A 25,869-nucleotide genomic window follows, 5' to 3' on the forward strand; every position below is an offset into this window, starting at 1 on the left:
CGAAAAGGTGCGCATATGGATCGCCTGACTGAAATGGAAGCCTTCGCGATGGTCGTGGATCAGGGGGGGTTCACCGATGCCGCGAAAAAGCTGGGTATTTCCAAATCCGCTGTTTCGAAGCATGTTTCGGCACTAGAGGCGCGACTTGGGGCGCGGCTTCTCAATCGCACGACGCGCCGCGTGAGCCCGACCGAAATTGGGCTGGCCTATTATGACCGGGCACGCCGTGTGCTCAATGATGCAGGCGAGGCGGATGCGCTGGTAACCTCAATGCAACTGGCGCCTTCAGGGGTGTTGCGCATTTCAGTCGCGACCGATTTCGGGGTCAATCTGCTCTCTCCGGTTTTGGGGGAGTTCTTGCAGGAGTTTCCCGAGATTACCGTGAACATGGTTCTCAATAACCGCTATGTTGAACTGATCTCGGAAGGGTTCGACATGGCGATCCGGGTGGGCGAGCTGGAAGATAGCAGCCTGCGCGCGCGCAAACTGACCGAGACCTCGCGCCGTATGATCGCCTCGCCGGGCTATTTCCAACGCTATGGTCGCCCGCAAAAAATCGACGATCTCAACGAGCACAAGTTGCTACATTATTCCAACCAATCGGCTGGTAATGTCTGGAAGCTGACCGCGCCCTCGGGCGAGCGGCGTCAGGTGCGCTCCAATGGCTGGCTGACGGTCAATGACGGGCAGTCGCTGTTGCATGCTGCGATCGCGGGGCTTGGCATCGCCTATCTGCCGTCTTTCCTATACGCCGAGGCGCTCAAGGATGGCCTTGTCAAAGAGGCCATGCCCGAATTGCCGATGGAAACGCTGGGCATTTACGCGGTCTATCCGCCGGGCCGCTTTACCCAGCCGAAAGTGCGCGCTTTCATTGATTTCCTGGCCAACACTTTTGAGAAGCGTGGCCCGGACAACTGGTAAGTTTTCCCTCCCACAGTGCTTTCTATCCGTCGGACGCTGTCACATTTGGGTCGAAGTGAGAACCACTTCGACCCGCCTGTTTTTCTCACGGCCCTCTTTCGTCAGATTGCTGGCGCGCGGAGCCAGATAGCCTGCCCCTTCGGCGCTGATCTGGGCCGGGTTGGCGGCAAAATCGGCAATGAGTTTAGCGCGCACGGCCGTTGCGCGGCGTTTGGACAGCGCGATATTGGCCGCCAAGGAACCGACCGCATCGGTATGGCCGACCAGAACCACCTGCGCTTTGGGATGGTCCGACAGATAGCTGGCCAAGTCTTTGAGCGAGGCATACTCGCGCGAGCCCAGCGCCACTTCGCCGCTGGCAAAGTCCAAATCATCCAGTGCGACCGAGCCTTGCGATTCCAACTGTGCCGCAAAGACCGATGGTGAGAGGGCCGTTGCTGCCGCACTGCCGGGAAGTGGTGCGGATTGTTGCGGGATCGCGAGCGGATTGTCGGGCACGATCGGGGTGACGTCTTGCACGCTTATCGTCGTGATCTGGACAAAGCCCGATTCCGAGCTGCGCGAGACCGTGATCGCCACGTAGTCATTGCCCTTATGTGCCGCGAAATAGCGAAAATCGCCCAGATCGACATGCATTGCGGGCTCGGGCAGCAAATCAAGCGCGTAGCGAAAATCAAACCCGCCGCAGGCCTCGGTGTCGCATTCATAGAGCATCGTATAGCCCGCCTGAGCAAGCTGTTCGCGCAGCGTAGCAAGCAATTGCAGCGTGGTATTCTGGTTCGCGCGCAGCCGCCAAGCGGTGTCGCTGCGCGCGCCTTCCAGCGCCAGCGTCTGCATCGAATCGCCCTTCCACGGCCCCACAGCCAGCGCATAGCTGGTGGCAGGACTTGATTCTTGGTCCGCTTGAATGGCGCCAGCGGGCAGGGTCAGGTTGAGCGGCTCTGCCAGCGCAGGTGCGCCGCTTAGGACCAACATCAAGACGAAAGCCGCGCCTCTCATTTTCCGCCCTCCCGGCGATAGTGATAGCCAGCACGTTGCGTCATCCCGAGGCTTTGCGCCAGCGCGTTCGAGGCGTCATTGGCATGGGTGACAAGCATTTCAAACTGGCTGGCCCCCTGCGCCAGCGCCCAGCGCGCGCCCTCATGCACCATCACGCGCGCCAGCCCGCTGCGCCGAAATTGCGGCGCGACCGCGAGCGCGTGCAACATCGCCGTGCCTTCGTGCATCGCGACAAAGGCGACCCCGGCGGCGCGATCTTGTTTGCGGCCCAGCACACAGACCTTCGGCCCTGTCACCCGGTCCATGATCGCTTGGCGTTCGGGGCCGACCTCCAACTCGCTCCAAAGATCGCGCGCGATTTGCAGCGGCGGCCAATGCGCGAACGCCGTAACAGGGGGCACCTCTCCCTGCATCTGCGCGATCGGGGCGGACCACAGAAAGACCGGGTCATAGGCAATATATCCCCGAGCCTCGAGCGCGGCATCCAGCGCGCTGTCCTCGGGGCGGATCATGAAGCGTGGGGTCTGGCCCAAGGCGCGATGCGCGGCCTCGGCAGCGGTTATGTCGGCGTCACCGAACGGAGCAATCAGCGTGGCGCAACTCACCCGTGAGCCGCCGCCTTGCCCCTCGCGAATCAAGAAGCCGCCCGCAACTTGCGTAGCTGCCGCAGGCCAAGTGGCGTCAATGATGGTGCTTGGGATGGTGCTTGGGTCCTTGCTCATTGCCCCTCCGGAAAGGCTGATTTCAGTGCGCCAAGCCCAGCCTCAACCTGCGCGGGGTCCTGTCCGCGCACCACGAGATTAGTGCCGTAGCGCCCCTCTTGCACAAAGGGATAGGAACCGAAGGAAAGATCGCCGAACTGTCCCGCAATCGCGCGCAGCTCATCGGCCACTGTCGATTCCGCCTCCATCACCTGCCAGTTGCGCGAGATCACGGGCGCCCCTCCGGTCAGGCGCGGCAGCAGACCTGTAACCATCGCCTGAAAGATATTGGGCACGCCTGCCATTACATGCACATTGTCACAGGAGAACCCGGGCGCGACCGAAACCGGGTTGTCGATCAGCGTCGCGCCATCGGGAATGCGCGCCATGCGCAGGCGTGCGGCGGTGAATTCAGTATCGCGCGCGGCGTAATGCTTGGCCAAGAGCGCACGCGCATCGTCGCGCACATCTATGCCGACGCCCATCGCCTCGGCCACCGCATCGGCGGTGATATCGTCATGCGTTGGGCCAATGCCGCCACTGGTGAATACATGATCGAACCGCTTTGACAGCGCGCGCACCGCCTCGATGATTCCGGCGTGGTCATCGGGAATGACGCGGATTTCGCGGCAATCAATACCGTGTTCCACCAGCTTGCTGGCAAGAAAATGGGCATTGCCTTCGCGGGTGCGCCCGGACAAGATTTCGTCTCCGATAATCAAGATTGCGGCGGTGGGATTGGGCATGGATTGGCCTCCTTTTGCCTTGGTATAGGGCGCAGCCCCTGCGCGGGAAAGGCCGGGCACTGGCCAAGCGGTGTAATTGTGACTATCTAAAGCGCAAAAGCGTTAGGAGTAGAGCCTTGGACAATAGCCACGGCCGTGTGACCAAAGACGGCATTCGCATTTACGACCAAAATGATTTCGAGGGAATGCGTGCCTCGAGCCAGGTCACGGCCCAGATCCTTGACGAGGTCGCCGATCTCGTGAAGCCCGGCGTGTCGACCGGCGAGTTGGATGCGTTTATCGAAAAACGCGTCGGCGAGATGGGTGCGACCTCGGCCACGATTGGCTATCGCGGCTATCGCCACGCAAGCTGCATCTCGATTAACCACGTCGTTTGTCACGGCATCCCCAGCGACAAGCGCCTTAAAGACGGTGATATCGTCAATATCGACGTGACTGTGATTTTGAACGGCTGGTTTGGCGACAGCTCGCGGATGTATGTGGCGGGCACGTTGTCACGCAAGGCCGAACGGCTGATTCAGGTCACTCATGATGCGCTGATGATCGGGATTGAGCAGGTCAAGCCGGGCAACACCTTCGGCGATATCGGCCATGCGATTCAGAAATTTGTCGAGGGTCACCGGATGTCAGTGGTGCGCGATTTCTGCGGTCACGGCGTGGGCGAAGTATTTCATTCCCCGCCAAACGTGCTGCATTACGGGCGCGCGGGATCTGGGCCGATGCTGGAAGAGGGCATGATCTTTACGATCGAGCCAATGGTCAATCTGGGTCGCCCTGAAACCAAGGTTCTGGCCGATGACTGGACAGCGGTGACGCGGGACAAATCGCTGAGCGCGCAGTTTGAGCATTCGGTGGGCGTCACGGCGGATGGGGTGGATATTTTCACACTCTCACCGGCAGGGCGTTTCCATCCGACTTGGCGCTAAGCTACGCGGCCACTGGACCTGCGCCAATACCCGCATTAGGTCAGTAACCAGACCGAAGGAGAGCGCGATGAAACCTTCCCTGACCCTTTATCTGGCGGCCCCGCGCGGGTTTTGCGCGGGCGTGGACCGGGCGATCAAGATCGTCGAGATGGCGCTCGAAAAATGGGGCGCGCCGGTCTATGTGCGCCATGAGATCGTGCATAACAAATATGTCGTTGATACGTTGCGCAACAAAGGCGCGGTGTTTGTCGAAGAGCTGGACGAATGCCCGACGGATCGGCCGGTGATTTTCTCGGCTCATGGTGTGCCCAAATCCGTGCCCGCCGAAGCTGAGCGGCGCGAGATGATCTATGTTGATGCGACCTGCCCGCTGGTGAGCAAGGTGCACAAAGAAGCCGAGCGACACTCGGATAATGGTCATCAGATGGTGATGATCGGTCATGCCGGTCACCCCGAAGTGCTGGGCACGATGGGGCAACTGGCCGAGGGCGAAGTGCTGCTGGTCGAAACGATCGAGGACGTGGCAAAGATTACGCCGCGCGATCCCGATCAGTTGGCCTTCATCACGCAAACCACCTTGTCGGTCGATGATACGGCGGCCATCGTGGCGGCTTTGCAAGACCGGTTTCCCGCGATCGTCGGGCCCGCGAAAGAAGACATCTGCTATGCCACGACGAACCGTCAGGCCTCGGTCAAGGCGATGGCGGGGCAGATTGATGCGCTGCTGGTGATTGGCGCGCCTAATTCGTCCAATTCGCGCCGTCTGGTCGAGGTCGGGCGCGCGGCGGGCTGTGGCTATGCGCAGCTCGTGCAGCGCGCTGATGATATCGACTGGCGTGCCATTGCAGGCGCTAAGGCGGTGGGCGTAACAGCCGGGGCGAGCGCGCCCGAGGTGCTGATCGACGAGGTGATAGTGGCCTTTCGCGACCGCTATGACCTGACCGTCGATCAGATCGAGACCGCACGCGAAGATATCGAGTTCAAAGTGCCGCGCGTGCTGCGCGAGACCGCGTGATGCGCGCGATCGGACCGCGCATTCCGGGGCTGGCGCTGATGCTGGGCGTCGCCGGGCTGATCCCCTTTGTCTGGGGCGTGTTGGTGGTGCAGACCGGCGCGCTGCTACCGCCGGGCATGGTCGATCCGCGCGTGGCGGTGCTGGGCTATGCGCTGATGATCTATTGCTTTATGGCGGGCTGTCTTTGGGGCTTTGCCGCCAAGGCCGAGTGGTCCGCGGGCTATGCGATTTCCATCGCGCCGATCCTGATCTTTATCCTGCTGGCCGTGCTGGGGATGCCGATCAACTTTGTCCTGCTGATCGGGTTTATCTTGTTGCTACCGCTTGATTATGTCTTTGCAAGCAGCGGGCTGGCCCCTGGCTGGTGGATGAAGTTGCGCCTTGGGCTGACGGTGGTGGTCGTGGCCTGTCTGGTGGCCTTGGTAAGGACCTGAATAATATGATGACGCTGTATTCGATGCCCTCGTCGGGCAATAGCTACAAGGTGCGGTTGCTGCTGGCGCTGCAAGGGCGCGCCTATCAGTGCATTGATGTGGAATATGACACCGAAGCGCTGGCCAAGGCCCATGAAAGCGGCGCGCTGCCCTTTGGCAAAGCACCGACCCTGCATCTGAGCGATGGCCGGGTGTTGGGAGAATCCAATGCGATCCTGTTCTGGCTGGGCGAGGGCAGCAATTTCTTCCCGCAAGACGCCTTTGCGCGCGCGCAGATGTTGTCATGGATGTTCTGGGAGCAAAACCAACATGAGGGTGTGATCGCAGTGCGCGCCGCCCTGCTGCACTATGCGCATCGCAAACCCGAGGCCACGCCGCAACGCTTGGCCGATCTGCTGGAGCGCGGCAATGCGCTATTGCAGGTGATGGAGGATGCGCTGAAGGGCCGAAACTGGCTTGTGGGCGATGCGATCAGCCTCGCCGATATCTGCCTTTACGCCTATACCCACACCGCTGAAAGTCGTGGTGGGTTCGATCTGTCGCCTTTCCCGGCGCTGGGCGCGTGGCTGGACCGGATCGCGGCGCTGGATGGATATGTGGGGCTTGATGGCTGAGATTCACGCATGGACGGATGGCGCGTGCAGCGGCAATCCCGGCCCCGGTGGCTGGGGCGTGGTGATGCGCGCGATGGATGGCGCGCGGATCGCCAAAGAGCGCAGGCTCAAGGGCGGCGAGGCCGATACCACCAACAACCGGATGGAATTGCTGGCCGCGATCAACGCGCTTGAGGCGCTGAAGCGAGATTCGGAAATCACCATCACCACCGATTCGGCCTATGTGAAGAACGGTGTGACCGGTTGGATTCACGGCTGGAAGCGCAACGGTTGGAAAACCGCGAACAAGAAGCCAGTGAAGAATGTCGATCTGTGGCAACGCCTCGATGCGGCGCAGGCGCGCCATTCGGTGACGTGGAAATGGATCAAGGGCCACGCCGGCCACGCCGAGAACGAGCTGGCTGACGAACTGGCCCGCGCCGGCATGGCCCCATTCAAGCTGGGCAAAGCCGGATGAGCCCGCTGCCCGCGTGGCTAAGCGATCTACCCATCGGCACCGGGCTCGATTACGCCTCGGTGCTGGTTTTCGCGCTGACCGGGGCGCTGGTGGCCTCGCGCCAACAATTGGATCTCGTGGGCTTCATCTTTATCGCGGCGCTGACGGCGGTGGGCGGTGGCACGCTGCGCGATCTGTTGCTGGGGCGTGACATGGTGTTCTGGGTGGGCGATCCGACCTTTGTGGTGATCGCCGCCGGGGCCGCGGTCGTGGTGTTTTTCACCGCCCATCTGCTGGAAAGCCGCTATCGCGCGCTGCTGTGGCTGGATGCCTGCGCGCTGGCCATAGCGGTGCCTGCGGGCGTCGCGATCACGATGAAGCTGGGCCACGGGCCGGTGATCGTGCTGATCATGGGCGTCGTGACCGGGTCATTTGGTGGGCTAATGCGCGATGTGGTGTGCAACGAGGTGCCCTTGATGCTTAAACAGGGCGAGCTGTATCTAAGCTGCGCCTTTGCGGGGGCTGCCAGCGCGCTGATTGCGAGTGGCCTAGGGGTTGATCGGTTCACGGCGCTGCTGATCTGTGCGGCGACGACCTTTGTGTTGCGCGCGGGATCGCTACGGTTTGGCTGGACCTTGCCGGTCTACAAACCTCGCCCGCCGCGCAATTTCTAGAACAGACTGAGGATAACCGGCGCGAGAAACGCCGTCAGCACCGCGTTCATCCCCATCCCGATCGAGGCAAAAGCCCCCGCCGTTTCATGCACCTGAAAGGCACGTGCGGTGCCGATGCCATGAGCCGCAACGCCCACCGCCAATCCACGCGCACGCCAGTCGCGAAAGCCCAAAAGGTTGAGCATCGGCGTCACCACGATCGCGCCGATCATGCCGGTGATGATCACCAGTACTGCGGTCAGCGATGGCTCTCCGCCCAACTGCTGCGAAATCCCGATGGCCACGGGTGCTGTCACCGATTTCGGCGCAAGCGAGGCCAACAAGATCGGCCCCGCCCCCATCGCCTTGGCAATCGCCAGCACGCTGACAACCGCGGTGGTCGAGCCCACGATCAGCCCTGCCGCTATCGGCAAAAGCGCGCGTTTGACCTTGGGAAGATTGTCATAAAGCGGCACTGCCAGACAGACGGTCGCCGGGCCCAGCATGAAATGAACGAACTGCGCCCCGTCGAAATAGCGCTCGTAAGGGGTATGGGTCGCCAGCAACACGCTGCCTAGGAGCACCACGGCGATCATCACCGGATTGGCGAACGGGCTGCGCCGCGTCATGCGAAAGATCAAATCGCCCAACCAATAGGCCAGCAGCGTGGCCCAAAGCCACAACAGCGGTTCCGAAGACAGATAGGACCATAGCTTGAACGGATCAGTCATCAGCGCGGCTCCCGATCAGTTTGGCCACGAATACGAATGCCGCAGCTCCTGCGATGATCGCTGCCATCGTCGAGACCACCAGCGCCAGCGCCAAGCCAAAGCCGTGCTCTTGCAGATCGCTGAGATGGGCGACGATCCCAACACCAGCGGGCACGAATAGCAGCGACAGATGCGCAAGAATGAATTGCGCCACCGGGCGCACGACGTTGCGCACACGCTCCGATGCACTGAGCGCGATGAGCAGAAAGATCATGCCCAGCACTGGTCCCGGCAACGGTAACACAAGGGCGCGCGACAGGATTTCTCCGACGAGTTGAAACATCAAGATCAAGGACAATGCGGGGATCATCGGGGACTCCTTGGCGGTTGGCGTGATGCTAGGGCATGCCGCGCATAAGAAAAAGGTCGCGCGAGAGATCCTTCGCGGCCTCTGACTTAAAGGAGGAGAATTACTCGGTAGGCACCGGCTGTGCCGCAATGCGCCCGAAATGACACCGACTAAGATGCAGCACCATTCAGGTCGGCAGCGGGACCCGATATTCCACGACCGATCACAGGCTGGGTACGAAGACCATCCCAAGGATGAAGCCGACATTGATCGTCATCGCGATCCTCAACGGCATTGCCGTCACGTGCGTTTGTCCATTCGAGGCGCTCAGGGCGCGCTATCTCGCGCAGCTCTGCCTTTGGGCCATGACCCGACAGATCTGCGCGGGAATACGCCAATATCTTGTGGATAAGCGCGCCTGCGCATCGATATGAGGTGCGTTTTGGTTGACTCGAGCGCCATGGCTGCGGACACTTCTTAACGCTTCGCAGATTCGGAAAGGCAGGGCATTTGCGCTTCTCACGGCTACGTCTCAACGGTTTCAAAAGCTTCGTGGACCCCACCGATCTGGTGATCCACGATGGGCTGACCGGTGTTGTCGGGCCCAATGGCTGCGGTAAATCCAACTTGCTTGAGGCGCTGCGCTGGGTGATGGGCGAAAATCGCCCCTCGGCGATGCGCGGCGGCGGGATGGAGGATGTGATCTTTGCGGGCGCGTCTTCGCGTGGGGCGCGCAACTTTGCCGAAGTCTCGTTGCAGATCGACAATACCGAACGCCTCGCGCCGTCGGGATTTAACGAAAGTGACGGGCTGGAGATCATTCGGAGGATCACCCGCGATGCGGGCTCGGCCTACAAGGTTAATTCCAAGGATGTGCGCGCGCGCGATGTGCAAATGCTGTTCGCCGATGCCTCGACCGGCGCGCATAGCCCGGCGCTGGTGCGGCAGGGCCAGATATCCGAGCTGATCAACGCCAAACCCAAGGCGCGCCGGCGTATTCTAGAGGAAGCGGCGGGGATTTCCGGTCTGTATCAACGCCGCCACGAGGCCGAGTTGAAGCTGAACGGGGCCGAGCAGAACCTGCTCCGCGTCGATGACGTGATCGAACAGCTGGCCGCGCAACTGGCGCAGCTTGCGCGTCAGGCCCGCCAAGCCGCGCGCTATCGCACGATTGGCGATGATCTGCGCCGCGCCGAGGGGATGTTGCTGTATCGCCGTTGGCGTGAGGCCGATCTGGCGCGCGAGGCGGCGCAATCTGCACTGCGCGAACAGGTCACCAACGCCGCGCAAGCCGAACGCACGGCGCGCGAGGCCGAATCTATCCGTGTCGCGCGCGACGAGGCTTTGCCGCCCTTGCGTGAGGAACAGACCGTGGCGGCGGCGATCTTGCAGCGGCTGGTGGTCGAACGTGATGCGCTGTCTGATCAAGAAGATCAGGCGCGCGCCCGGATCGCTACTTTGCAGGGCCGGATCGAGCAGTTGATGCGCGATATGGACCGTGAGGCGGGGCTGAACCGCGATGCGGGCGAAACGATTGAGCGGCTCGAATGGGAGCAGGGGCAAATCACCAAGGCCTCCGAGGGGCATGAGGACAAGCTGGCGCGCGCGACCGATGATGCGCATGAGGCGGCCACGATTTTGCAGGACCGCGAAGCGCGGCTATCGGAGCTGACCGAAGATGTCGCCCGCCTCGCGGCGCGGCACCAATCGGCACAGCGGTTGGTCACGGATAATCGCGCAACGGCCGAGAAATCTGAAACCGCCGCCGCGCAGGCGAAACAGGCCGCGCAGGCCGCTCAGTCCGCCTTGGCGCAGTCTTCCGAAGAATTCACCGAGGCCGAAACCGCCCAAGCCCAAGCGCAGGCCGCAGCCGAAGCCGCCGATGAGGCGCTTGCCGCCGCCGATGATGCGCGCGGCGAAATTCAGGCGCGCGAAAGTACCGCGCGCGCGGCGCGATCCGAGGCTGAGGGCGAGGCTGGGGCGTTGCGCGCCGAGGTCGGGGCTTTGGCACGGCTGGTTGAGCGCGAAAGTGCGGGTGGCACGCAATTGCTGGACCGCGTGCGCGTCGACAAGGGTTACGAGGCGGCGCTGGGCGCGGCTTTGGCCGATGATCTGCGCGCCCCCGAGGTTTCGGGGGATGAGGCGACGGGTTGGCAGGTGCTGGCGGGCTATGACGACACGCAGGCGCTGCCTGTCGGGGTCGAGCCGCTGTCAGATCATGTTGAGGTGCCCGACGTGCTGGCGCGCCGGATCTCGCAGATCGGGTTGGTTGCGGATTGGGACGAGGGCGCGCGTTTGCAGGAACAGCTGCGCCCCGGCCAGCGGCTGGTCTCGAGTGAGGGTGATCTGTGGCGCTGGGACGGGTTTCGCGCCGGGGCCGAAGATGCGCCCACGGCGGCGGCCTTGCGCCTGCAACAGCTCAACCGTCTGGTCGAATTGAAGCGTGATCTTGAGGAAATTTCGGCCCGCGCCGAAGGGGCGCGCCAAGCCCATGAGATGCTGACCGCACATCTGGCCGAGGCGACCCGCGCCGATGCCGCCGCACGCGATGCCCGCCGCGAGGCCGACCGCAGGCTGGCTGAGGCCGGGCGCGCCTTGTCACGCGCCGAAAGCGATCGCGCGATTGCGGGCTCGAAACTGGAAAGCGCGCAGCTCGCCGTAACGCGTCACGAAGATGAGGCCAGCGGCGCGCGTATGGCTTTGCGCGATGCGGAAAACACCCTGAACGGTTTGCCCGATCTGGCTGCCGCGCGCTCTGATGTCGATGCGATCAAGATGACGGTTGAAGCCGCGCGCATGACAATGATGACCAAGCGTTCCGCGCATGACGAAATTCGCCGCGAGGGTGAGGCGCGCCTCAAGCGGCGTCAGGAAATCACCAAGGAAATGTCGGGCTGGCGGCATCGTCTTGAGACGGCCGAGAAACGCTCGGCGGAACTGGAAGCGCGCAAGCTTGAGACCGAGGATGAGCTGGACGAGGCGGGGGCTGTTCCCGAGATTCTGGCCGAGAAACGGTCTGACCTGTCAGAAGCGATCACCACGGCAGAGGCGCGTCTGGCCACGGCCTCGGACACGCTGTCGGCGGCGGAAACCGCCTTGCGCGAGGCCCAACTGGCCGAGCGTGACGCCGAGCGGCTGGCAGGTGAGGCGCGCGAATCCCGCGCTCGCGCCGAAGCCCGCGTTGATGCCGCGCGCGAAACGGTGACTCATGCCGCAGAGCGCATCAGCGAAGAGTCGGAATGCACGCCGCAACAACTGCTGGAAACGCTTGCGGGTGACCCGGATAAAATGCCCGATGTCGAGGCGTTGGAGACACAGGTCAACAGCCTCAAGCGGCAACGCGAAGCCTTGGGGGCGGTGAACCTGCGTGCTGAGGAAGATGCGCGTGAAGTTGAGACTGAACACGACGCGCTGGTTAAAGAGAAATCCGATCTGGAAGAGGCGATCCGCAAACTGCGCGCCGGCATTTCCGGGCTCAATCGCGAGGGGCGCGAGCGGCTGTTGACGGCTTTTGAGCAGGTCAATGAAAGCTTCACCACGCTGTTCACCCATCTTTTTGGCGGCGGCACGGCAAAGCTGGAACTGGTGGAAAGCGATGATCCGCTGGAGGCCGGGCTTGAGATCATGTGCCAACCGCCGGGCAAGAAGCTGAGCACATTGAGCCTGCTGTCGGGCGGTGAGCAGACTTTGACCGCGATGGCGCTGATTTTTGCGGTATTCTTGGCCAATCCGGCGCCGATCTGTGTGCTCGACGAGGTCGACGCGCCGCTGGATGATGCGAACGTCACCCGGTTCTGCGATCTTCTGGATGAGATGACCCGGCGCACAGACACGCGGTTTTTGATCATTACGCACCACGCTGTGACGATGGCGCGGATGGACCGTCTGTTTGGCGTCACGATGCAGGAACAGGGCGTCAGTCAGCTTGTTTCGGTCGATCTGAAAAAGGCCGAAGCACTGGTCGCCTGACGCGGCGACAATGCGTTCAGGTCACCACCCGCAGAGTGATATTGATGCGCCCGCCTTTGGGAAGCAATGTCGAGGTGCCCGGCGCGATTCGGTCGATTCCGTGATACAGCAGCCGCGCGTCGCCCTCCATCACCATCACATCGCCCGAGCGTAGCCAGAGGCTTTCGGTCTTGCCGCCGCGTGTCTTATTGCCGATCCGAAATAACCCGTCATCGCCCAGACTGATCGACACCACGGGATGACCGAAATCTGCCTCGTCGCGATCTTGGTGCAGGCCCATTTTCGCGCCTTCGGAGTAGAAATTGATCAGGCAACATTCTGGATCGCGCGCGCTCTCCGAAACGGCCCTCCAGATCGCCAAAATTGAGGGCGGAATGGCGGGCCAAGGGGAGCCGTTGGGATGGGTTTCGCTATAGCGATAGCCGCGCCGATCCGAGACCCAGCCGAACCGGCCCGCCGAGGTCATGCGCACGGACATTTCCTTGCCATAGGGCGTCATCGGGGAAAATAGCGGCGCGGCGGCCACCACGCCACGCAGATCATCGCGCAGCGCGCGCTGTTCTGGCGGGCTCAACCAGCCCGGATAATGCAAAAATCCGCGAATCTTCTGCGCGGCGGGTCGTTTTTCGGTTTCCATCGGCATTTTCGTCAAATTCCCGCGGACTTCATAGGGGGACGGTTCTTGCAGCCCGAATTAGGCCTCCTTATATACGCACCCAAGCCGGTCGCGGACCAGTAACGCGTCTGGGCAGAGAGTTGAAACCTAAACCCAAGGGATAGGGGCCGGGTGCCTTACAGGACCCGCACCCCACCATATCGCCAAGAGAGGGAATATCATGGCCAAAGTAATCGGCATCGACCTCGGGACCACCAATAGCTGCGTGGCTATCATGGACGGCGCGCAGCCCCGTGTGATCGAAAACTCCGAAGGGGCGCGCACGACGCCCTCGATCGTCGCCTATACCGACGATGAACGTCTGGTCGGCCAGCCGGCAAAACGCCAGGCCGTCACCAACCCGTCCAACACCGTCTTTGCCGTTAAGCGCCTGATCGGGCGTCGCACGACGGATGCAGAGGTCGAGAAGGATAAGAAACTCGTGCCCTATGACATTGTCGATGGTGGCAATGGGGATGCATGGGTCGAAGTTCGGGGTGAGAAATACTCCCCCGCGCAGGTGTCCGCTGTGATCTTGCAGAAGATGAAAGAAACCGCTGAAAGCTATCTGGGCGAAGAAGTGACGCAAGCCGTCATCACCGTTCCGGCCTATTTCAACGACGCTCAGCGTCAGGCGACCAAAGACGCGGGCAAGATTGCTGGCCTCGAGGTGCTGCGCATCATCAACGAGCCGACCGCGGCTGCGCTGGCCTATGGTCTGGATCGCAAAGAAACCAAGACGATTGCCGTTTATGACCTTGGCGGTGGTACGTTCGACATCACGATCCTTGAGATCGACGATGGCCTGTTCGAAGTGAAATCGACCAATGGTGACACGTTCCTTGGCGGTGAAGATTTCGACATGCGGATCGTCAACTACCTCGCTGACGAGTTCAAAAAAGAGCACGGCGTCGATCTGACCAAAGACAAGATGGCCCTTCAGCGTCTGAAAGAAGCCGCCGAGAAAGCCAAGATCGAGCTGTCTTCGTCGAGCCAGACCGAAATCAACCAGCCCTTCATCTCGATGGGCAAGGACGGCTCGCCGCTGCACATGGTCATGAAGCTGACCCGCGCGAAGCTGGAAAGCCTTGTGAACGATCTGATCAAAGCTTCGATGAAGCCCTGCGCTGCCGCGTTGAAAGATGCTGGCGTGAGCAAGGACGAAATCGACGAGATCGTTCTGGTCGGTGGTATGACCCGGATGCCGAAAGTCGTGGAAGAGGTTACCAACTTCTTCGGCAAAGAGCCCAATAAAGGCGTGAACCCCGATGAGGTCGTGGCGATGGGCGCAGCCATTCAGGCTGGCGTGTTGCAAGGCGACGTCAAGGACGTGGTGCTGCTCGACGTGACCCCGCTGAGCCTTGGTATCGAAACGCTGGGTGGCGTGTTCACCCGCTTGATCGACCGCAACACCACGATCCCGACCAAGAAGAGCCAAATCTTCTCGACCGCCGAGGATAACCAGAACGCGGTGACGATCCGCGTCTTCCAGGGTGAGCGTGAGATGGCAGCCGACAACAAGCTGCTGGGTATGTTCAACCTTGAAAACATCCCGCCGGCTCCGCGCGGTATGCCTCAGATCGAGGTGACCTTCGACATCAACGCCGATGGTATCGTCAGCGTGTCGGCCAAAGATAAAGGCACCGGCAAAGAGCAGAAGATCACGATCCAAGCCTCGGGCGGTCTCTCGGATGATGAGATCGAGAAGATGGTGCAGGATGCCGAGGCGAATGCCGAAGCCGACAAGACCCGCAAGGAACTGGTCGAAACCCGCAACCAAGGCGAATCGCTGCTGCACTCGACGCGTAAATCGCTTGAAGAGCATGGCGACAAGGTCGATGCCTCGACGGTCGAAGTGATCGAACTGGCGGCCAATGCGCTGGAAGAAGCCCTCAAGACCGATGAGGTCGGCAAGATCAAAGGTGCGGTGCAAAACCTCACCGAAGCGGCGATGAAACTTGGCGAGGCCATCTATAAGGCCGAGCAGGACAAAGCCGGTCAGGGCGACGCTCCCGACGAAGACGGTCCGCGCGATGTCGATGACGATATCGTTGATGCCGATTTCGAAGATATGGGCGACGACAAGCGCAAATAAGCGCGGATGAATGTTGGATCGGGCCTGCCGAAAACAAGGCGGGCCCGTTTCCATGTTCTCCCAAAAGGGGTAGCCGATGGCAAAACGCGATTATTATGAGGTTCTTGGCATCGCCAAGGGCGCCACGGCCGAGGAAATCAAGAAAGCCTATCGGGGCAAGGCCAAAGAGCTGCATCCCGATCGCAACAAAGATAATCCCGAATCCGAGGCCCAGTTCAAAGAAGCAAACGAAGCGTATGACGTCCTGAAAGACGCTGACAAAAAGGCGGCCTATGACCGCTTTGGTCATGCGGCATTCGAGGGTGGCATGGGCGGTGGCCGTCCCGGTGGCGGCTATGGCGGCGGTCCAGGGCAGGGCGCTTTCGCCTCAGCTTTCTCGGATGTGTACGAAGACCTGCTTGGCGATTTCATGGGCGGCCGCCCCGGCGTCGGCGGCGGGCGCTCGCGCGCGCAACGCGGCTCGGATTTGCGCTACAACATGCGGGTTACTCTCGAAGAGGCCTTCTCGGGCACGCAAAAGACCATCACCGTTCCCAGTTCGGCCGCTTGTACCTCGTGCAATGGCACCGGGGCTGAAGGCGGTGCCGAGCCGCAAACCTGCCCGACCTGTTCCGGTCTGGGCAAAGTGCGCGCGCAAAACGGCTTTTTCACGGTTGAGCGCACCTGTCCCACCTGTGGTGGCCAAGGTCAGGTCGTCAAGAATCCCTGCCGGAAATGTCACGGCGCGGGCCGTGTCGAGGTTGAGCGTCAGTTGCAGGTCAACATCCCTCCGGGGGTCGAGACGGGCACCCGAATTCGCCATGCAGGCGAGGGTGAGGCGGGGCTGCGCGGCGGTCCCTCGGGCGACCTCTATATCTTTATCGAGGTCGCGCCACATGCGCTGTTTGAACGCGACAACACCGATCTGCATTGCCGTGTCCCCGTTTCAATGGTGACCGCCGCGCTGAGTGGCGAGGTTGAGGTGCCCTCAATTGATGGTGGCCGGAGCCGGGTGAAGATCCCGCCGGGCAGCCAGTCGGGCCGCCAGATGCGCTTGCGTGGAAAGGGTATGCCCGCGCTGCGCGGGGGTGGCGTGGGCGACATGTTCATCGAACTGGCGGTCGAAACTCCGGTGAATCTGACATCGCGGCAAAAAGAAATTTTGCGCGAATTTCAGGAGATCGAAGCCGAAAACAACCCGGAAGGTGCGAGTTTCTTCAAGAAAGTCAAAAGCTTCTGGGAAGGGATGACCAATTGATCAAGGCGCCTTCGGGCGCCTTTTTCTATATCCGAAAAATCATGGTTTGTTCTGATTTTAACGGTTTGTTCACCTGAAATCAGCCAATCTCCGGGAATGAGCCAGCGCCCGTCCTCCTTTCACGAATCTGCTTTGCCGCTTTTTGCGGATCCCGATGAAGCGCGCGCAATGGCTTTGGCCGGACCTGTAGGGCGTCAACCGTCGTATCTGCGCGATCATCGAGAGCGGTTGCGTACCCGCTTTATGCAAGGGGGCGCGCAGCCCTTGCCGGATTATGAACTGCTAGAACTCGTTCTGTTTCGTGCCATCCCGCGTCAGGATGTCAAACCGCTGGCTCATCGGTTGCTGGAAACCTTTGGCGATTTTGGCCGTGTCGTGTCTGCCTCGCCTGCGCGGCTGCGCGAGGTGAGTGGTGTGGGCGAGGCGGTGATCCAGGAATTCAAGATTGTGGAGGCCTCGGCGCAACGCTTGGCACGATCGCGGGTGATAAACCGGCCGATGCTCAGTTCATGGCAGGCGCTGATAGATTACTGCCACACTGCGATGGCCCATCGTGAAACAGAGCAGTTTCGCACGCTTTATCTGGACCGCAAGAACGTGCTAATCGCGGATCAGGAGCAGGCGCAGGGCACGATTGATCATGTCCCCGTGTATCCGCGCGAGGTCGTCAAGCGCGCGCTGGAACTCAACGCCTCGGCGCTAATTCTCGTGCACAACCATCCCTCGGGCGACCCAACCCCGTCAGAGGCCGATATCGCGATGACTCGTCAGATTGAACAGGCCGCCGGGGTTTTTGGAATCGTGGTGCATGACCATCTGATCATCGGGAAAAGTACCGAAATCAGCCTGCGTTCGGCTGGCTATTTTTGAGCCAACTGCTTGCTGCGCGCCTCTTGAAAGTCGGACAGTGGTAAGACGACGAATTGTCCCATCGCTTCGCAATCGGGCATGTCGATGGCAATCGGGACCGCCGCCTGACTTTTCCCCGCAATCACCCGGCGAATCGAACCAGTGATGGTTTTGTTGCAATTTTTCGGGGTGACTTCGGTCTCAATTTGCATGCGCACGGGCGTTAAAGTCGCAGGGGCAGTATAGACCTCGATCTGGCTGTTTTTGGGACCCTGATAGTGCATCATGAAACCACCCATCGGCGTGTCAGGTGTGCGCGGGGTGGCAACACTGACATGGCCCGCACCATCGAAACCGGCCCCTTTTTCATAGATATTGAGATGCATTTCGGACCCGGCATCAGCCGAGAAAATCACGCGATCCAGTTTGGCAACCTCGGGAGCCGAGATGGTGCCGGATGCGACCGGCCCGGACGCGTTGTGCACAGAAATTGTGTTTTTGGTCTGCATCGCGGGGAGCAAGCCCTGCCAATTTCCCTCGGCATCCGCTTGGGCAGCGATGTGCAGGGTGCCTTCATGAATATTCAACGTATCATTGTGCGCACAGCCCGCCGTCAGTGCTACCGAGACCGCGCCGGGCGGCACAAGGCTCAGATCAAGAGAGGCATCTTTGCAAGCGGTGCTTTGCAGATTCACGAACCCTGAGTCACTTGCGGCCGGCATTTCCGGAATCGCGCCCACTCCAGTATCCTGCGCAATGCGATGCGTCGGTGGATTGTGCAAAACGGTCATGCCCGATAGCTGAACACGCGGCTGAGGATTGGGCAGAGATAGGCCTGTCACCATCGCGCCGCTCGTCGGGCTGGGGGGCGAAAATGCCGAAAAATCGGGGCTCACGCTTTGCATGACGTGCCCGGTCGCCGCCGCCAGAAGGAACGTCCCGGCTACCAACGTCACTTTTTGGAGTTTGCGCATATGTTTTCCTCCAGCATTCTTGCCTTCGGATGAAGCTACCAAGCGATCACGGCGAAGCTTGGGCGGGAATGGGGAAATGTTTCCAAATCAGGAACACAATGTGTCGCAATCTATGGTGGGATAGCGTTAACCAAACACCAGATGCGGAGCGCGAAGTCAGTCTCGCCGCATGGCCGCCCAATTCTTGCCCGATAGCATCGAGATTGTCGGATTTGGGCGATGGACTGTAGCGCAGATAACAAAAGGGGCGACCCGAAGCCGCCCCTTCATGCCGAGATCAGACCAGCTGACCGTGGCAATGTTTGAACTTCTTGCCCGAACCACAGGGACACGGGTCGTTGCGGCCCGGATCTCCCCATGTCGTGGGATCTGTCTCGACGAAGCCGGGTGCGGGCGTTGCGCCTTCAAGAGCTTCAGGCTCTGCAGCGGCGCTTTGTGGCATCTGCATTTCCAGCATTTGCGCTTGCTCCTCTGCGGTTAGCGGGCGCACACGCGAAAGCTGTTGGGAGACATCTGCGCGCAGCCCATCCAGCATGATCTCAAACAGCTGGAAGCCTTCGGTTTTGAATTCCGACAGCGGGTCACGCTGCGCATAGCCGCGGAAACTGATCGTCGAGCGCAGATGTTCAAGCGTGACCAGATGCTCACGCCATTTACCGTCGATCGTCTGCAACAGAACCTGCTTTTCGATCATGCGCATCTGCTCGGGGCTGAAGGCCTCGGTCTTTTGCACCATTTCCGCGTCGGTCGCGGCCACGATGCGCTCGGCGACGACATCTTGATCCACGCCCTCTTCCTCGGCCCAGGCTGCAATCGGAAGATCGATGGAAAGCTGCTCGATCAAGGCCGCATGCATACCTTCGACATCCCACTGATCGGCGTAGGATTTCGGCGGCATATAGGTGTCCACGAGATCGTCGATCACCTGCACCCGCATATCGCGCGCGATTTCATCGACCTCATTGCTCTCCATGATTTCGCGGCGCTGCGAGAAGATCGCCTTGCGCTGATCGTTCATCACGTCGTCGAATTTCAGCAGCTGTTTGCGGATGTCAAAGTTGCGGCCTTCGACTTTGGCCTGCGCCCGCTCGAGGGACTTATTCACCCAAGGGTGGATGATCGCCTCGCCCTCTTTCATGCCAAGTTTCGAGAGCACCGCATCCAGCTTGTCCGAGCCAAAGATCCGCATCAGATCGTCTTCAAGCGACAGGAAGAACAGGGAACGACCAGGATCGCCCTGACGACCCGAGCGGCCGCGCAGCTGGTTGTCGATGCGCCGGCTTTCATGGCGTTCCGTGGCCAGAACGAACAGACCACCCGCTTCAAGCACTTTGGCCTTTTCGTCAGCATGCTCTGCTTCGATGCGCGCGCGCACCTCATCAGGATCGGCGTCGGGGTTTGAATCCAGCTCTTCGAGCAGTTTCATATCGACGTTGCCGCCAAGCTGAATATCGGTCCCGCGACCCGCCATGTTGGTGGCGATGGTCACAGCACCCAAACGCCCCGCATCCGAGACGATCTTGGCTTCTTGCTCGTGCTGGCGCGCGTTCAGCACACTATGCGCGATGCCCGCCTTTTTGAGCATGTCCGACAGCATCTCGGACTTCTCGATCGAGGTGGTGCCAACAAGCATTGGCTGGCCCTTTTTATGGGCGATTTCGATCGATTTGATTACAGCTTCATATTTCTCGCGTGCGGTGCGATAGACGCGATCATGTTCGTCTTTACGCGCGATCGGGCGGTTGGTGGGCACTTCGACAACGCCAAGCGAATAAATCTCGGCGAATTCGTCGGCCTCGGTCGCAGCCGTACCGGTCATGCCGCCAAGTTTGTTATAGAGGCGGAAATAATTCTGGAACGTCACCGAGGCGAGCGTCACGTTTTCGGGTTGAATTTCGACGCCTTCCTTGGCCTCGATCGCCTGATGCAGGCCATCTGACAGACGACGCCCCTTCATCATCCGACCTGTAAATTCGTCCACCAGAACAATCTCACCGTCTGCGACGACATAGTTCTGATCTTTGAAGAACAGTTTATGAGCGCGCAGGGCTTGGCTGGCATGGTGCACGATCGTGGTGCTCTCGGGATCATAAAGCGACTGACCTTCGGGCAAGACTCCACCTTCAAGCAGAAGCTTTTCGAGATAGTCGTTACCCTCTTCGGTAAGCGTCGCGTTGCGGTCTTTCTCGTTCACCTCATAGTGCTCTTCCGTCAGCTTCGGGATGAACTCATTGAGGGTGATATATAGCTCTGAGCGGTCATCAGAGGGTCCCGAAATGATCAACGGCGTGCGCGCCTCGTCAATCAGGATCGAGTCGACCTCATCGATGATGGCGTAGAAATGGCCACGCTGCGCCATCTCCTCGACCGAGGTGCGCATGTTGTCGCGCAGATAGTCAAAGCCCAGTTCGTTATTCGTCGAATAGGTGACATCGGCGGCATAGGCGGCGCGTTTCTCGCCATCGGGCTGGAACGGCACAACGACACCGCAGGTCATCCCCATGGCATTGTAAACCTTGCCCATCCAGTCCGCATCGCGCCGCGCCAAATAGTCGTTAACGGTCACGATATGCACGCCCTTGCCAGCAAGCGCGTTCAGATAGGCCGGAAAAGTTGCGACAAGGGTTTTCCCCTCACCCGTCTTCATCTCGGCGATATTGCCTTGATGCAGAAAAATTCCGCCCACAAGCTGCACATCAAAGGCCCGCAGACCCAACGCACGGCGCGCCCCCTCGCGGCAGTTGGCGAAGGCTTCGGGCAGGATTTTGTCGAGGCTCTCACCCTCTTCCTGCACCCGACGCTGGAATTCGCGCGTCTTTTCGATGATTCCCTCATCGCTGAGTGCGGCAAATTCAGGTTCGAGCGCGTTGATCTTCGCCACCAACGGGCGCACCGACTTCACTTTGCGGTCATTCGAGCTTCCGAAGACCTTCTTTGCGACTGTTCCGATGCCAAGCATGTATTCTCCGGGGGTATCTGACCATTTCGTGTAACCGAGCGCCTTGTCGCGCCGAGCGGGCCTGTTAGAACAGCGAACGAAACAAGGGCGGTGCGCCTCTTACAGACCTTAGGCGATGTAAGCGGCGACCGTCACAGTGTCAACGCCGCCCAAGGACGCGGCCAAGATGGAGTGGCAAGGATGCCCAAAATGACAAGACTTTTCGCAAGCGTCGCAGTACTGGCCCTGATCGGCGGGGCTGCAATGGCCGAAGACGCCAAAACCCCGGCCCCTGCAAGCGATGCCGCCAAGGCCGCAACCCCGGCCAAGCCGCGCACCGATCTGACCGCTGACACGGTGGTTGCAACGGTCAATGGCAAAGACATCACGCTGGGCCAGATGATTACGGTGCGCGATGGCCTGCCCGCGCAATATCAGTCTTTGCCCGATGACAAGCTGTTTGAAGGCGTGTTGCAACAGTTGATCCAGCAGACCGCGTTGGCCGAAATCGGCGAAAAACGCATGACCCATCGCGACGAGATCGCGCTTGAGGTGCAAAAACGCGCCTACCTGTCTGGTTCGCTGCTCAATTACACTGCCGACAAGGCCGTGACCGATGAAGCCGTTCAAAAAGCCTACGATACGAAATATGCCAAGGCCGAGCCGACCAAGGAATATCACGCCGCCCATATCATCGTGAAAACCAAGGAAGAGGCCGAGAAGATCAAGAAAGAGATCGACGGCGGCGCGAAATTTGCCGATGAGGCGAAGAAATACTCGACCGATGGCGCAGCAGCCAATGGCGGCGATCTGGGTTGGTTCAAGCTGGCTGACATGGTCAAACCGTTTGGCGATGCGCTGGTGGGCATGAAGGATGGCGAAGTCGTAGGCCCGATCCAGACGCAATATGGCTGGCATGTCGTGGAACTGATCGGCACAAAAATGGTCGACGCCCCCAAACTGGCAGATGTGCGCAAGAAACTTGAAGGCGATATTCGTCAGCAAGCTGTCGAAAAGCGTGTGACGGATGTTGTGAACGCCGCGAAAATCGACAAGATGACGCAAGGGATTGATCCGTCCGTGCTGAAGGATCAGTCGATTTTGGGGAACTGATCTGAACGGCGGGCGTGATGGCGAAAGAGAAGAAGAAGGACGATAAGGACGTTAAGCTGAAGGCCAAGGTCAAAAAGCTGCGCGCCAAGGTCAAGGCGCTGACATCCGATGTTTCCACCGCTGCGCCAGCGAAAGCCAAGGCAAAGTCGGTCTCTGTTTCGCCACTCGCGCCCGCCCATTTCCCGGAATTGCCCGCGATTGCGGGAGTCGAATTTGCCTCCGCTGCGGCGGGGGTGAAATATGCCGGGCGCACCGATGTGATGCTCGCGCGCATCGCGCCGGGGGCCTCGATCGCGGGGGTATTCACCACCTCGTCGACCCGCGCCGCCTGCGTGCTCGATTGTCAGTCGAAACTGGCGATGCGCGTGCCCAAAGACGCGGGCGCTGCGATTATCGTCAACTCGGGCAACGCCAATGCGTTCACTGGTAAAAATGGTCAAAAAGCGGTCGATATGGTGACCGGAGCCGTGGCCAAGGCGCTTGATCTGCCTATTAGTCGGGTGTTTTCGTCCTCGACCGGGGTGATCGGAGAGCCGCTGCCCTTTGAGCGCATCGTGCTGGCGGTTGATGGTCTGGCGCAACGCTTGTCAGGGGACGGCATCGAAGATGCGGCGCGCGCGATCATGACGACAGACACCTATCCCAAGGGTGCCAGTGCCGTGATCGAAGGCGAAGGCGGGCCGATCACCATCGCCGGGATCGCCAAGGGCTCGGGGATGATCGCGCCCAATATGGCGACCATGCTGGTCTATATCTTTACCGACGCGAAGATCACGCCCGCACGGCTGCAAAAGATGCTGTCGCGGCAGGTCGATGACACGTTCAACGCGATCACCGTCGATAGCGATACCTCGACCTCTGACGCGCTGATCATGGCCGCGACGGGGCAATCTCCGGCAAGCGAAATCCACGATCTGCGGTCGCAAGTGGCGAAAGATTTCGAAGCCGCCCTGCGCACTGTGATGATGGATCTTGCCCATCAGGTGGTGCGCGATGGCGAGGGCGCGACGAAATTCGTCGAAGTGCGCGTGACCCGTGCTGCCAGCGCCGAGGATGCCCATAAGGTCGCGATGGCGGTGGCAAATTCTCCGCTGGTGAAAACCGCAATCGCGGGTGAAGACGCCAACTGGGGCCGCGTGGTGGCAGCCGTTGGCAAGTCCGGCGCCAAGGCGGATCGTGACAAGCTGACGATCTCGTTTGGCGATATGGTGCTGGCCGAGAAGGGCTGGCGCGCGCCAAGCTACTCCGAGGCCGATGCCAGCGCCTACATGAAGGGCGACGAGTTGGTGATCGGGGTTGATCTGGGGCTTGGGCGAGCGAACAAATCGGTCTGGACCTGCGATTTGACCCATCGCTACATCGACATCAACGCGGATTACCGTTCGTGAAGCTGCTGCTGGTCTCGGCCGTGGCCCTGATTGACGCTGAGGGTCGAATTTTGCTGGCTCAACGTCCTGAGGGCAAATCTTTGGCGGGTTTGTGGGAATTTCCCGGCGGCAAGGTCGAGCCGGGCGAAACCCCCGAAGCTTGCCTGATCCGCGAGTTGCGTGAAGAACTGGGCATTGAGACAAAGGAAAGCTGTCTTGCGCCACTGACCTTCGCCAGCCATAATTACGATGATTTTCATTTGCTTATGCCGCTGTTCGCCTGCCGTAGGTGGCAAGGAATCGTGTCCCCGCAAGAGGGGCAGAAACTGACTTGGGCGCGTGCGAAAGACCTGCGCGACTACCCGATGCCCCCTGCGGATGAGCCACTTATCCCGATCTTGCGTGACTGGTTGTAGCCGCGCTGGGAACGAAAACGTTTCCACAAGGCGCTGCGTATATAACAAATTGCGAACAACCATGCGGATTACATTTGCAATTTGTTAAGATTTTTTCCAAACCTGTCTCAGGGAGAAGGAGATATCAGCATGCTCAGAACAATTTTGATTGGTAGCAGCGTTTCTATTCAGGGCGTGTTTGAACGCAAACTTGAATGTGGACGTATTCTTGTGCGCGTGGGTGACAGCCTTTTTGCAGGTCGGCCTGTCTGCGGCTAAGTTTGCCCTGCGGTGCGTCTTGAATGCCCGCTGTGAAATACGAAAAACGGGGGCCCGTCAGAGCCCCCGTTTTCTATTGTCGTCAGTCTACCAGAATCAGAGCGAGCGCTCGATCTCTTCGCGCTCAAAGATTTCGATGACATCGCCGGGGCGGATATCGTCGTAATTTTCAAACGCCATACCGCATTCCTGACCTGAGGGCACTTCCTTGACCTCGTCCTTGAAGCGCTTGAGCGTCTTGAGCGTGCCTTCGTGGATCACCACGTCGTCGCGCAGCAGGCGCACACCAGCCGAGCGGCGGGCAACACCTTCGGTCACGAGACAGCCCGCAACCTTGCCCACGCCCGTGACCTTGAACACCTCTTTGATCGACGCATAGCCGATGAAATGTTCGCGGATCTCGGCCGACAGAAGGCCAGAGGCAGCAGCTTTGATGTCATCCACCAGATCATAGATGATCGAGTAATAACGGATCTCGACACCTTTCTGGTTGGCAGTGGTCCGGGCCGATGCGTTGGCACGCACGTTGAAGCCGATAACCGGCGCACCCGATGCCTCGGCCAAACCGATATCGGATTCGGTGATCGCGCCGACACCCGAATGCAGGATACGCACGCGCACCTCGTCGTTGCCGACCTTCTCAAGCGCTTGAACAATCGCCTCGACAGAGCCCTGCACGTCGGCTTTCACCAGCACCGGAAGTTCGGTCACGCTTTCATCCGCCTTGGCCTTCGCCATCAGCTGTTCCAGAGTGGTCGCAGCCCCGGCCGCAGCACGTTTGTCTTTCGCGGCTTGCTCGCGGTAATCGGCGATCTCGCGGGCTTGCGCCTCGGTCTCGACGACGTTGAGCACATCACCCGCTGCGGGCGTGCCGTTCAGGCCCAGCACCTCGACAGGAACCGACGGGCCCGCCTCTTCGACACGCGCGCCCTGATCGTTGATCAGCGCACGGACCTTGCCCCACTGCTCGCCCACGACAAAGATATCGCCGCGATGCAGGGTGCCGTTCTGGATCAGCACGGTCGCAACCGGACCACGGCCCACATCAAGCTTGGCTTCGATCACAGCGCCCTGAGCGGCGCGCGTCGGGTTGGCCTTGAGCTCAAGCAGTTCTGCCTGCAGCGCGATTGCCTCAAGCAGATTGTCGAGCCCTTTGCCCGTCTTGGCCGAAACCTCGACATCTTGCACATCACCCGACATCGCCTCGACGACAACTTCATGCTGCAGCAGCTGCGTGCGCACTTTTTGCGGCTCGGCACCATGCTTGTCGCATTTGTTGATCGCCACGATCATCGGCACTTTGGCTGCTTTGGCGTGGTCGACCGCTGCGCTCGTCTGCGGCATCGCCCAATCACCGGCAGCCACAACGAGCGCGACGATATCCGTGACGTTCGCACCGGGTGCGCGCATCGCCGTAAAGGCGGCGTGACCGGGTGTGTCGAGGAAGGTCAGAACCGCGCCGCTTTCGGTGGTCACCTGATAGGCGCCGATATG

Annotated in this window: 23 protein-coding genes; 14 read left to right on the plus strand and 9 right to left on the minus strand. The window is 60.4% G+C overall.

The genetic code is table 11. The annotated features are described in order from the left end of the window. The first annotated feature begins 15 nt into the window (after nt 1-15). On the plus strand, nt 16-921 hold the full coding sequence (locus QZ571_RS02185; RefSeq protein ID WP_295531026.1) for a LysR family transcriptional regulator: 906 nt from the start codon (nt 16-18) through the stop codon (nt 919-921). A gap of 39 nt (nt 922-960) precedes the next feature. On the opposite strand, the gene QZ571_RS02190 is transcribed toward QZ571_RS02185, so the two are convergent. The 3 genes from QZ571_RS02190 to QZ571_RS02200 are packed head-to-tail and all read right to left on the minus strand — an operon-like array spanning nt 961 to nt 3,367. Next, the gene (locus tag QZ571_RS02190) at nt 961-1,920 is read right to left on the minus strand and encodes an OmpA family protein (RefSeq protein ID WP_295531028.1); all 960 of its coding nucleotides are present in this window, start codon (nt 1,918-1,920) and stop codon (nt 961-963) included. After that, a complete protein-coding gene (locus QZ571_RS02195; protein WP_295531029.1) occupies nt 1,917-2,642 on the minus strand; it encodes a GNAT family N-acetyltransferase in 726 nt (241 codons plus the stop codon). Before QZ571_RS02195 ends, QZ571_RS02190 begins: the two co-directional genes overlap by 4 nt. Beyond that, nucleotides 2,639-3,367, minus strand: coding sequence for a molybdopterin-binding protein (locus QZ571_RS02200; RefSeq protein ID WP_295531031.1), 729 nt, complete (start codon nt 3,365-3,367; stop codon nt 2,639-2,641). Before QZ571_RS02200 ends, QZ571_RS02195 begins: the two co-directional genes overlap by 4 nt. 116 nt (nt 3,368-3,483) lie before the next feature. Between QZ571_RS02200 and map the strand changes: the two genes are divergently transcribed. From map to QZ571_RS02230, 6 genes are all read left to right on the plus strand, one after another. Then, a complete protein-coding gene (gene map / locus QZ571_RS02205; protein ID WP_295531033.1) occupies nt 3,484-4,293 on the plus strand; it encodes a type I methionyl aminopeptidase in 810 nt (269 codons plus the stop codon). A gap of 67 nt (nt 4,294-4,360) precedes the next feature. Further along, nucleotides 4,361-5,308 (plus strand): 4-hydroxy-3-methylbut-2-enyl diphosphate reductase, encoded by a 948-nt coding sequence (ispH, locus tag QZ571_RS02210; RefSeq protein ID WP_295531035.1) that lies wholly within the window; start codon nt 4,361-4,363, stop codon nt 5,306-5,308. After that, a complete protein-coding gene (locus QZ571_RS02215; protein WP_295531037.1) occupies nt 5,308-5,742 on the plus strand; it encodes a DUF3429 domain-containing protein in 435 nt (144 codons plus the stop codon). Before ispH ends, QZ571_RS02215 begins: the two co-directional genes overlap by 1 nt. Nucleotides 5,743-5,747: 5 nt before the next feature. After that, nucleotides 5,748-6,356 carry a glutathione S-transferase family protein gene (locus QZ571_RS02220; protein ID WP_295531039.1) on the plus strand — a complete coding sequence of 203 codons (609 nt, stop codon included), beginning with the start codon at nt 5,748-5,750 and terminating at the stop codon, nt 6,354-6,356. After that, complete coding sequence (rnhA, locus tag QZ571_RS02225; RefSeq protein WP_295531041.1) at nt 6,349-6,813, plus strand: ribonuclease HI; 465 nt, start codon at nt 6,349-6,351, stop codon at nt 6,811-6,813. Before QZ571_RS02220 ends, rnhA begins: the two co-directional genes overlap by 8 nt. Then, complete coding sequence (locus QZ571_RS02230) at nt 6,810-7,466, plus strand: trimeric intracellular cation channel family protein (protein ID WP_295531043.1); 657 nt, start codon at nt 6,810-6,812, stop codon at nt 7,464-7,466. The genes rnhA and QZ571_RS02230 overlap by 4 nt, the downstream gene beginning before the upstream one ends. On the opposite strand, the gene QZ571_RS02235 is transcribed toward QZ571_RS02230, so the two are convergent. Together QZ571_RS02235 and QZ571_RS02240 are read right to left on the minus strand one after the other, a co-directional pair. Beyond that, on the minus strand, nt 7,463-8,176 hold the full coding sequence (locus tag QZ571_RS02235; protein ID WP_295531045.1) for an LrgB family protein: 714 nt from the start codon (nt 8,174-8,176) through the stop codon (nt 7,463-7,465). The two genes, QZ571_RS02230 and QZ571_RS02235, sit on opposite strands and share 4 nt — an antisense overlap. Beyond that, the gene (locus QZ571_RS02240; RefSeq protein WP_295531047.1) at nt 8,169-8,525 is read right to left on the minus strand and encodes a CidA/LrgA family protein; all 357 of its coding nucleotides are present in this window, start codon (nt 8,523-8,525) and stop codon (nt 8,169-8,171) included. The genes QZ571_RS02235 and QZ571_RS02240 overlap by 8 nt, the downstream gene beginning before the upstream one ends. A 489-nt stretch (nt 8,526-9,014) precedes the next feature. Here QZ571_RS02240 and smc point away from each other — a divergent pair, with 489 nt between their 5' ends. Further along, nucleotides 9,015-12,473, plus strand: coding sequence for a chromosome segregation protein SMC (gene smc / locus QZ571_RS02245; protein ID WP_295531049.1), 3,459 nt, complete (start codon nt 9,015-9,017; stop codon nt 12,471-12,473). Nucleotides 12,474-12,489: 16 nt separating this feature from the next. Here the strand turns inward: smc and QZ571_RS02250 are convergent, their stop codons facing one another. After that, complete coding sequence (locus QZ571_RS02250; RefSeq protein ID WP_295531051.1) at nt 12,490-13,110, minus strand: alpha-ketoglutarate-dependent dioxygenase AlkB; 621 nt, start codon at nt 13,108-13,110, stop codon at nt 12,490-12,492. 199 nt (nt 13,111-13,309) lie between these two features. Between QZ571_RS02250 and dnaK the strand changes: the two genes are divergently transcribed. The 3 genes from dnaK to radC all read left to right on the plus strand — a co-directional run bounded on the left by dnaK (nt 13,310) and on the right by radC (nt 17,330). Next, nucleotides 13,310-15,223, plus strand: coding sequence for a molecular chaperone DnaK (gene dnaK, locus QZ571_RS02255; RefSeq protein ID WP_295531054.1), 1,914 nt, complete (start codon nt 13,310-13,312; stop codon nt 15,221-15,223). Nucleotides 15,224-15,299: 76 nt separating this feature from the next. After that, on the plus strand, nt 15,300-16,460 hold the full coding sequence (gene dnaJ, locus QZ571_RS02260; RefSeq protein WP_295531056.1) for a molecular chaperone DnaJ: 1,161 nt from the start codon (nt 15,300-15,302) through the stop codon (nt 16,458-16,460). A gap of 96 nt (nt 16,461-16,556) precedes the next feature. Beyond that, nucleotides 16,557-17,330, plus strand: coding sequence for a DNA repair protein RadC (gene radC, locus QZ571_RS02265; protein WP_295531059.1), 774 nt, complete (start codon nt 16,557-16,559; stop codon nt 17,328-17,330). Here radC and QZ571_RS02270 read toward each other — a convergent pair. Continuing rightward, nucleotides 17,321-18,283 carry a hypothetical protein gene (locus QZ571_RS02270; protein WP_295531062.1) on the minus strand — a complete coding sequence of 321 codons (963 nt, stop codon included), beginning with the start codon at nt 18,281-18,283 and terminating at the stop codon, nt 17,321-17,323. The genes radC and QZ571_RS02270 overlap by 10 nt on opposite strands. Nucleotides 18,284-18,560: 277 nt before the next feature. Next, entirely contained in the window at nt 18,561-21,242 is a 2,682-nt protein-coding gene (gene secA / locus QZ571_RS02275; RefSeq protein WP_295531066.1) for a preprotein translocase subunit SecA, read from the minus strand. A gap of 189 nt (nt 21,243-21,431) precedes the next feature. On the opposite strand from secA, the gene QZ571_RS02280 reads away from it, so the two are divergent. From QZ571_RS02280 to mutT, 3 genes are read left to right on the plus strand one after another with little or no spacing between them, the layout of a single operon-like run. After that, nucleotides 21,432-22,334: a peptidylprolyl isomerase gene (locus QZ571_RS02280; RefSeq protein WP_295531069.1), complete on the plus strand. Its 903-nt coding sequence runs from the start codon at nt 21,432-21,434 to the stop codon at nt 22,332-22,334. Between the two features lie 17 nt (nt 22,335-22,351). Next, nucleotides 22,352-23,722 carry a bifunctional glutamate N-acetyltransferase/amino-acid acetyltransferase ArgJ gene (gene argJ, locus QZ571_RS02285; RefSeq protein ID WP_295531072.1) on the plus strand — a complete coding sequence of 457 codons (1,371 nt, stop codon included), beginning with the start codon at nt 22,352-22,354 and terminating at the stop codon, nt 23,720-23,722. After that, nucleotides 23,719-24,117, plus strand: a complete 399-nt coding sequence (gene mutT / locus QZ571_RS02290) for an 8-oxo-dGTP diphosphatase MutT (RefSeq protein WP_295531075.1) — start codon at nt 23,719-23,721, stop codon at nt 24,115-24,117. Before argJ ends, mutT begins: the two co-directional genes overlap by 4 nt. A 354-nt stretch (nt 24,118-24,471) precedes the next feature. Here mutT and infB read toward each other — a convergent pair. Continuing rightward, a partial coding sequence (infB, locus tag QZ571_RS02295; protein WP_295531078.1) for a translation initiation factor IF-2 occupies nt 24,472-25,869 on the minus strand: 1,398 nt, incomplete at its 5' end.

Source organism: uncultured Thioclava sp. (genome assembly GCF_913064665.1).
Taxonomy (GTDB): domain Bacteria; phylum Pseudomonadota; class Alphaproteobacteria; order Rhodobacterales; family Rhodobacteraceae; genus Thioclava; species Thioclava arctica.